The sequence below is a fragment of the Spongiactinospora gelatinilytica genome, from assembly GCF_003236385.1.
GTDB classification, from domain to species: Bacteria; Actinomycetota; Actinomycetes; order Streptosporangiales; family Streptosporangiaceae; genus Spongiactinospora; species Spongiactinospora gelatinilytica.
In genome coordinates this window covers 1-7,424 of record NZ_POUA01000377.1, presented here as the reverse complement: position 1 = coordinate 7,424, position 7,424 = coordinate 1, and the positions used below count along the sequence as shown (strand labels likewise).

Annotated in this window: 6 protein-coding genes and 3 tRNA genes; 6 read left to right on the top strand and 3 right to left on the bottom strand. The window is 68.9% G+C overall.

Going from position 1 to position 7,424, the window contains the following annotated elements; all coding sequences use genetic code 11:
- Nucleotides 1–78 precede the first annotated feature (78 nt).
- Nucleotides 79–549: a PspC domain-containing protein gene (locus C1I98_RS32135; protein WP_111171115.1), complete on the top strand. Its 471-nt coding sequence runs from the start codon at nucleotides 79–81 to the stop codon at nucleotides 547–549.
- A gap of 15 nt (nucleotides 550–564) precedes the next feature.
- On the opposite strand, the gene C1I98_RS32130 is transcribed toward C1I98_RS32135, so the two are convergent.
- Both C1I98_RS32130 and C1I98_RS32125 read right to left on the bottom strand, forming a co-directional pair.
- Nucleotides 565–1,815, bottom strand: coding sequence for an MFS transporter (locus C1I98_RS32130; protein WP_111171114.1), 1,251 nt, complete (start codon nucleotides 1,813–1,815; stop codon nucleotides 565–567).
- Nucleotides 1,816–2,152: 337 nt separating this feature from the next.
- Nucleotides 2,153–2,503 carry a metallopeptidase family protein gene (locus C1I98_RS32125; RefSeq protein WP_199537364.1) on the bottom strand — a complete coding sequence of 117 codons (351 nt, stop codon included), beginning with the start codon at nucleotides 2,501–2,503 and terminating at the stop codon, nucleotides 2,153–2,155.
- 56 nt (nucleotides 2,504–2,559) lie between these two features.
- Here C1I98_RS32125 and C1I98_RS32120 point away from each other — a divergent pair, with 56 nt between their 5' ends.
- From C1I98_RS32120 to C1I98_RS32105, 4 genes are all read left to right on the top strand, one after another.
- Complete coding sequence (locus C1I98_RS32120; protein ID WP_111171113.1) at nucleotides 2,560–4,125, top strand: metallophosphoesterase family protein; 1,566 nt, start codon at nucleotides 2,560–2,562, stop codon at nucleotides 4,123–4,125.
- A 73-nt stretch (nucleotides 4,126–4,198) separates the two neighbouring features.
- A tRNA-Glu gene (locus tag C1I98_RS32115) sits at nucleotides 4,199–4,271 on the top strand.
- Nucleotides 4,272–4,340: 69 nt separating this feature from the next.
- A tRNA-Asp gene (locus C1I98_RS32110) sits at nucleotides 4,341–4,415 on the top strand.
- Between the two features lie 5 nt (nucleotides 4,416–4,420).
- Nucleotides 4,421–4,494: transfer RNA gene (locus C1I98_RS32105), tRNA-Phe, on the top strand.
- Between the two features lie 652 nt (nucleotides 4,495–5,146).
- Here C1I98_RS32105 and C1I98_RS32095 read toward each other — a convergent pair.
- On the bottom strand, nucleotides 5,147–6,001 hold the full coding sequence (locus tag C1I98_RS32095) for an NAD(P)H-binding protein (RefSeq protein WP_111171112.1): 855 nt from the start codon (nucleotides 5,999–6,001) through the stop codon (nucleotides 5,147–5,149).
- Nucleotides 6,002–6,159: 158 nt separating this feature from the next.
- Here C1I98_RS32095 and C1I98_RS32090 point away from each other — a divergent pair, with 158 nt between their 5' ends.
- Nucleotides 6,160–6,762 (top strand): TetR/AcrR family transcriptional regulator, encoded by a 603-nt coding sequence (locus C1I98_RS32090; protein ID WP_111171111.1) that lies wholly within the window; start codon nucleotides 6,160–6,162, stop codon nucleotides 6,760–6,762.
- Nucleotides 6,763–7,424 lie beyond the last annotated feature (662 nt).

Below are 7,424 nucleotides of genomic sequence, written 5' to 3'. Positions count from 1 at the left end.
GGTCGGGGACAGGTCCGGGGGTTGTGCCAGGGGGAATCCCGATGTGCGAAAGACCCCTACAAGGGCAGTCTTAGTCCCATGAACGACTACACAGGAGTCAAGAAGCTACAGCGCACCCGCGACGGGCGAATCGTGGCAGGCGTGGCGTCCGGCATCGGCCGCTACGTCGGCGTGGACCCCAACATCATCCGCATCGGGCTCGGCATCGCGACCTTTTTCGGCGGCCTGGGCGTGGCGATCTACGCGGCCGGCTGGCTGCTGCTGCCGGACGAGGGCAAGGACACCTCCATCGTTCAGGACCTCGTGGAGAAGCAGAAGGCCGGTACCGCGCCCTGGCAGCAGCACGGCCCGCGGAGTGGTCACCCGGGCCCGCACGGCCGCGACGCCAACGGCTGGCAGCAGGCGACCGGCGACGGCTCGCCGTACCAGTACCCGGGCGCCCCGAGCGGCCAGGGCACGTACACGCCGCCGAGCGACCCGCTGAAGGACGCGCCGGTGGACCGGCCGGAGACGCCGCCGCAGTCCGGCGAGCAGCGCCCCCAGGGGTGATCGCACGGACGGTGATCACGTGGTCGAACCGGAACGCACCCTAGGCGTCGCCTCCGCACGGGGCTCGGCCCAGAGCACGGTCAGCACTCCCGCCGTCACCAGCCCGGCCACACCGGCCAGGGCCACGACGAGCTCAGGACCGAGCTCCTGCGCGGCGAACCCGCCGACCAGGATGCCGAGCCCCTGCACGGCCAGCAGGCCCGACTGCACGAGGCCGAACGCCTGGCCCCGCCGTTCGGCGGGCACCGACTGGACGAAAGCGGCGTTGGCGGCGAGCTGGTACGCGCCGCCGACGCCGGACAGCACCCATAACCCCAGCACCACCCACAACGACGGGCGTAACGCGCAGCCGATCAGCGGCGCGCAGGTCAGCATCGCCAGCCAGCCCATCATCCGCAGCCGCGTCTCGGGCTGCACGAACCGCCCGAACCAGAACGCCCCCAGCACCGTGCCGGCCGGCATCGCGGCCATCAGCAACCCGGTGACCATGGGCAGCTTGGCGGGATCGGCGGCCAGGGTCGCCGCGTAGGGGACGGCGATCCCCTCCGGCAGGATGTAGAAGCCGCACAGCCAGGCGAACATCACCAGCGTGCGCAGCCGCCGCTCGCCAAAGACCAGCCGCGCCCCGGCCACGGCCGTGGCCAGCATCGACTCCCCGCCCGCCGGGTCGCGCGCCGCGCCCGGACGCCGACGTACGCCGGAGATCAGGAACAGCGCGGATGCCAGGAACGTCGCCGCGTCGAGCGCCAGCGCCCGATAGGGCCCGATGCCCGCGATCACCGCCCCGCCCGCCGCGAAGCCCAGCATCTGGACCGCCTGGTTGGTCATGTTCTGGAGCGCGGAGCCCGCGACGTAGCGGTCGCCGTCCAGGACCTCGGGCAGCAGCGCGGCCCGCGCCGCCGAGAACGGCGCGCCGAGCAGTACGACGCAGAAGACCAGCCCGCACAGCGCCCAGAACGGCATGCCCGGCACGGCCATCAGCGCCACCATGGCCGCGCGGACCACGTCGCACCAGATCATCACCCCGCGCCGGGCATAGCGGTCGGCAAGCCCGGCGAGCAGCGGGCCGCCCAGGATCGGCGGCAGGTAGGTCAGCGCGTAGACGGCGGCCGTGGCGAGCGCGGACTGCGTGCGGTTGTAGACCAGCACGGCCAGCGCGACCTGCGCGAACTGGTCGCCGAGCAGGGAGAGGCCCTGCGCGTACCACAGCGCGCGGAACTCCGGTATGGCGACGACCTCGCCATAGGTGACCCGGCGCGCGGCCACGCCGGATCCGGGCCCACTGGACCCGTTCGACCCATTTGACCCTTCGGCCTCGCCAGATCCGCCTGGCGCGCCGGATCCGCCGGACTCGCCGGATCCGCTGGGCTCATCGGCCTCGCCGGATCTGTTGGATCCGCGGCGATGCCGCCCAGACAGCCGCTGGGGCTTCGTAGCCGCCATAGGACTCCGCTAGCTCGCGAGGGGGCACTGACAGAGGGTGTTCGCTATGTAACCTACGGTGCCTGCTGCCGGGGCGTGGCGAAAGCGGATAATCGCTCGACCGCCCGCCCGGTGTTTGGGTGTGTCCGGAAATATCGGGGTATTGAGACGTGTGTGCCGATCACCAGCCGAGCTCGTGGAGGCGGTGGTCGTCGATGCCGAAATGGTGGGCGATCTCATGAACCACTGTGATCTGTACCTCCTCCACGACATCATCCTTGGTCTCGCAAATCTCACAGATGGGATTGCGGTAGATCTCGATCCGGTCGGGCAAGACACCCGCGTACGAGTCGCCGCGCTCGGTGAGGGGGATGCCGGTGTAGAGGCCAAGCAGGCCTGGCTCAGGGGGATCGTCCACGACCACGACCACGACGTTGTCCATAAGCCGTGTCAGCTCGTCGGGGATCGTGTCCAGCGCTTCGGACACGAGCTCCTCGAACCTCTCCCGCGACACCTCCATCACACCGGCCATTCTGCCCGCCGAAAGCGCGAAACGTTCACGATATGCCGTCGCACAGGTAGGAAGGCATGCCCTTCAAGGAACTTGTCACCCGATCCTCGGACATCTGGCGCCACATCGCGGAAGCCGCCCGCCGTACCGGCCGGGCGACCCGGCGCGTGGCAGGGCGGCCCGGCGTGCGACGCGCCGGGAGATGGACGGCGATCGTCCTGGTCGCCGGCTTCGGCGCCTGGCTCGGCATCGCCGTCAGCGGCGGCGTGCGCTCCTCGCTCGGCCCGGTCGAGGTCGGAATGTCCCTGCGGCCCGCCTGGGAGGGGCAGACCGTCGTGGACGTCCATCCCCTCGGCACGCTGCAGTTCGACAGCCACGACGCGCCGCTGCGCCTCCGGGTGACCCTGGAGAACATCAACCAGGACCTCGCCCGCGCCCTGATCGACGATCCGCGGCTGGCCGACCGGCTGCCCGACCTGATCGAGGACGACCTCCGTGCGGGCGTCACGGCCCTCCTGATGCGCTCCCTGCTCTTCGCCCTCGGCGGGGCACTCCTGGCGGGCATCGTCGTCTTCAGGCGCGTACGCGCGGCCCTGGCCGCCCTCCTGGTCGCCTCGCTCTGCGCGGCCGGCGCCGGCGCGGCGGTCGCCGCCACCTTCCGCCCCCAGGCACTCGTCGAGCCGCGGTACACGGGCCTGCTCACCGGCGCGCCGTCCCTGGTCGGCAGCGCGGAGTCGATCGTGACGCGGTTCGAGTCGTACCGGGCACAGCTCACCAAACTGGTCAGCAACGTCTCGCAACTGTACGACACGGTCTCGGCCCTGCCCGTCTACGACTCCGACCCCAACTCCATCCGCGTCCTGCACGTCTCCGACATCCACATCAACCCGATCGCCTGGAACCTGATCAGGACCGTGACCTCGCAGTTCAAGATCGACCTGATCGTGGACACCGGCGACCTCACCGACCACGGCACCAAGCCCGAGGACGCGTTCGTCAAGGAGATCGGCCGGCTGGACGTACCGTACGTGTGGGTCCGCGGCAACCACGACTCCAAGGGCACCCAGCGCGCCGTGGCCAGGCAGAAGAACGCCGTCGTGCTCGACGACCGCTCCGCCACCGTCAAGGGCCTGCGCGTCTACGGCATCGGCGACCCCCGCTTCACCCCCGACCTGTCCGCCCACGCCAACAACGACCCGGCCTACCTGCTCGACCACGGTCGCCGCCACGACGTCGGCGAGAAGCCGGTCGACCTCGTCGCCGTCCACGACCCGATCATCGCCGAGGGCTTCTCCGGCCGCACCCCGACCGTCCTGGCCGGCCACGCACACGCCCGCTCCACCAAACTCCTGCCCACCGGCACCCGCCTCCTCGTCCAGGGCTCCACGGGCGGCGCGGGCCTGCGCGCCCTGGAACACGAGGACCCGACCCCCGTGATGGCCTCCGTGCTCTACTTCGACAAGGACACCCACCGGCTGGAGGCCTGGGACGACATCACCATGGGCGGCCTCGGACAGCAGTCGGTCCAGATTCAGCGTCACATCGAGGAGCAGCCTGGTCGTACAATTCTTCCTGAGCCGGCAAGCGCCCCGACGCCATCGGGATCGCTCAAGGCTTCCGCGACACCAGAGAATCGGGGATGAACCGCACTTTGGCATCGGGGGCATTCGTCCCCTATGCTGCTACAGGTCCCCGACGGAAGGCGTCACGGGCTAGGCCCCCATCGTCTAGCGGCCTAGGACACCGCCCTTTCAAGGCGGCGGCACGGGTTCGAATCCCGTTGGGGGCACCGGCAGGCGAACGCAGACCACGGTCTTCGAACTCCGAAGAACTGGTAAGCTAAGCAAGCCGAACGCAAGGTCCTGTAGAGCAGCTAGGAGTGCTCGCCACCCTGTCAAGGTGGAGGTCGCGGGTTCAAATCCCGTCAGGACCGCTCAAGGTCAGGTAGCTCAGTTGGTACGAGCGTCCGCCTGAAAAGCGGAAGGTCGGCGGTTCGACCCCGCCCCTGACCACATCACAAGACCACCCCAAGCGCCCCGAGCCAAACCCGGCCGGGGCGTTCTGCGTCAGGCTTGACGACAGCATGTCCTCCACCAAGGGGTGAACGATGGGTCGGCGGACGTCCCGAGGGTTCGTCACAAGCCGCGCGGCGACACACATCGTGCGCCGCGAGTTGGAAGCTCAGCCCTGACGACCCAGCAGCCCAGTGGGCGCGTACGGAGGCCAGGCTCACACAACAGCGAACGCTGGGAGCCGTACGCCCCCAAGCGTTTCCGATCCCGTTGCAGCGAAGATCACCGGGGGGCGGCACAGAGCCTGCCAAGGGCCTCGCATTTCTCGTTGAGCGACTGTGGGGTGGCACGCCCAAATCGAGCAGCAGGCTCAGGCAGGTGTGACGCAGATCGTGAAGCCACACGGCCCCGAGCCGGGCTGCAGCGCGGATCTCCCCCAGCTCCTGCGAAGGTTGTCCGGCTCCATCGGCGTTCCCCGTCGAGAGAGGAACACCAGCGTGTGCTCCTTCCAACCAGGCCAGCCGGTGATCTCTCGACCGGCCGCCACGCTTTGGTGTTCGACTCGGGGAGCAGTCGCTCGATCCGCGCCCACTGCGCATGAGCCAAGGGCATGCGCAGATCAACGATCAAGCGATCGGAAAGAAGCTCGGCTTCAGGCGGCGATGTGGGCTGCGAGCCGGTCGGCGGCGGTGCGAGGGTCGCGGCCGAGGAGTTCGGCGAGCAAAGGGTCGGCTTCGGCGAAATAGCCCGCGTGGGCCGCCTGATACCAGGTGAGCATGAGTCGGGCCATCCGCTCCGGCACACCGGTCGTGATGTTGTCGGCGATCCACCGTTCGTCATCCAGGACGATGCGCTCGATAGTGCGACCGGTGAGGTCAGAGGCGATCTTGGCGAAGTCGTCGAAGGTGACGGCGGTCGGCGCGGTAAGGGTGACAGGACCATCGAAGGAGCGGTCGCCGGCGAGGATGACCGCAGTGGCCTCGGCTATATCGGCACGGTCGGTGTACGGGACGGGGCCGTCTTCCGGCTGCGCGATCACGCCGGTCCGCTGCCATGGGCCGAGAACCTGATCGAGCGGACCGTAGGCGCCGTTGCGCAGTGCGGTCCAGTCGACTCCGGAGTCGCCGAGGATCGCCTCGGTGGCGATGTGGATGTCCGACGGCCGGTACGGGTTGCCGGGGAGGGCGCCCTGCTGGCTCGTGTAGAGGATCCGCCGGGCGCCGGCCGCGACCGCGGCTTCGATGGCATTGCGGTGCAGGCCGACCATGTCGGCGGCCGGGTCGTTGCCGGACACCAGAAGGACCTGCTCGGCGCCGGCGAATGAGTCACGCAGCGCGGCCGGGTCCTCATAAGAGCCGTGCCGCACGCGCACGCCGCGGTCGGCGAAGTGCTGCGCCTTGGCGGCGTCGCGGACACTGACACCGACGTGGTCGGCGGGTATGCGCTTGAGGAGGTGCTCGACGGTGGCGCGGCCCAGCCCACCGGTAGCGCCGGTGACAACGATCATGTTCTTGACCTTCCTGAGCGCCCACGGTGTCCGTCTTGGCGGTGGGCAGGATCATAAGTTGACCACATGGGTCAGGTTCTCTTCCGTCGAAGACGGTAGGTAAGCTGACCCGATGAGTCAAGTTACGACGATGTCGACTGGATGAGACGGTGAGGGCCATGGCCGGTGCGGCACCTTCGAAATCCCGGCTGCGCGCCGACGCCCGGCGCAATTCCGAACAGATCCGCGCCGCCGCGATCGGCGCCTTCCAGGGACAGGGCCTGACGGTGCCGCTGGAGGAGGTCGCCAAGGCGGCAGGGGTGAGCAAGGCCACGATCTTCAACCGGTTCGGCGGGCGGATCGGCCTCATCGAAGCCGTCATCGAGGAGGTCGTGGCGAGTGAGCTGTTCGCCGTCATCGACCACACTCGGACCATCGACGACGTCGGCGAGCGGATCGCGTACTACCTCACCGCGATCCGTGACCTCCAGTACCGCCAGCCCGCCTTCAACGACGTCCTGTTGCAGACATATCCGCACTCGCAGCAGCTCATGGAGATCTGCCGGGTCGGAAGCGAGGCCAACGAAGAGCTCATCGCAGCGGCGCGGGCCTCCGGTGCGCTGCGGCCGGAGTTCACGGCGGCCGACCTCCACGCACTCGTCGTCGACAACGCCCTCGCCCTCAAGCACGGCAAGCGGCCGCCCCGGGACGACTACGACCGCCGCACCATCTACCTCCTGGACGGAATCCGAGGACGCTCCTCCCCCTCTGGCGAACGATGACAGCGCCCCGGCCCTGGCGTCCCGCGTCGCCCTTCGGGATTCGTCTCGCTCCGGCGCAGCACGAAACCCGTGCAGCCGGGTCACGACAGGATGATCGACAGGAAAGGCCCACCCCGGGCTCACCGCCACCCGTCCATGCCCCCAGAGCCTTCTGCGCGGCCCCCTTCGCTCGCCGTCCCTGTGCTCACCCGGCCTGGGGGAGGCCCTCGCCAACGCTCGGACGCTTTTCCTCATGCCAGGCTTGGCCGGGCGTACGGCGCGCCCCCGTCACCGCCCGCCGTACCTTGCACCGGCTAAAGAGGGCCCCTTTCCAAGCCTTCGCACCGCCTATTGCTTTTGCGCCGTTACCTGTCTCCGCATTGAATGCTGGGGCATGGCGGTTGCCGGCGCTGCGCCACAGTGTCGTTCGGGATGTCGCTGATGCCTCTTGGCCAGGTGCCGGAGGTCGACACGGTGCACACCCGTAGGGGCCCGTTGCGGTGCTTTTTCGGATCACCTGGCGCGCCCCATGTTCCCGTATCGACTCCTCATGTCGAAGGCAGGCTGAGAATAGCAGGAGAGGGCCGCGTTCATGTATTGCTGAAACCGGTAGGCGCTTTCCGGTCTTGTCGTCTCCGCAATGGGGCGGCTGTGGGGGCCGGGCGGATGAAGTGGTGCTTTAC

Excerpts from the sequence above, each read along its gene's own strand:
- C1I98_RS32135 (WP_111171115.1), top strand. The coding sequence starts at position 79 with ATGAACGACTACACAGGAGTCAAGAAGCTACAGCGCACCCGCGACGGG.
- C1I98_RS32125 (WP_199537364.1), bottom strand. The coding sequence starts at position 2,503 with ATGGCCGGTGTGATGGAGGTGTCGCGGGAGAGGTTCGAGGAGCTCGTG.
- C1I98_RS32120 (WP_111171113.1), top strand. The coding sequence starts at position 2,560 with ATGCCCTTCAAGGAACTTGTCACCCGATCCTCGGACATCTGGCGCCAC.
- C1I98_RS32095 (WP_111171112.1), bottom strand. The coding sequence starts at position 6,001 with ATGATCGTTGTCACCGGCGCTACCGGTGGGCTGGGCCGCGCCACCGTC.
- C1I98_RS32090 (WP_111171111.1), top strand. The coding sequence starts at position 6,160 with ATGGCCGGTGCGGCACCTTCGAAATCCCGGCTGCGCGCCGACGCCCGG.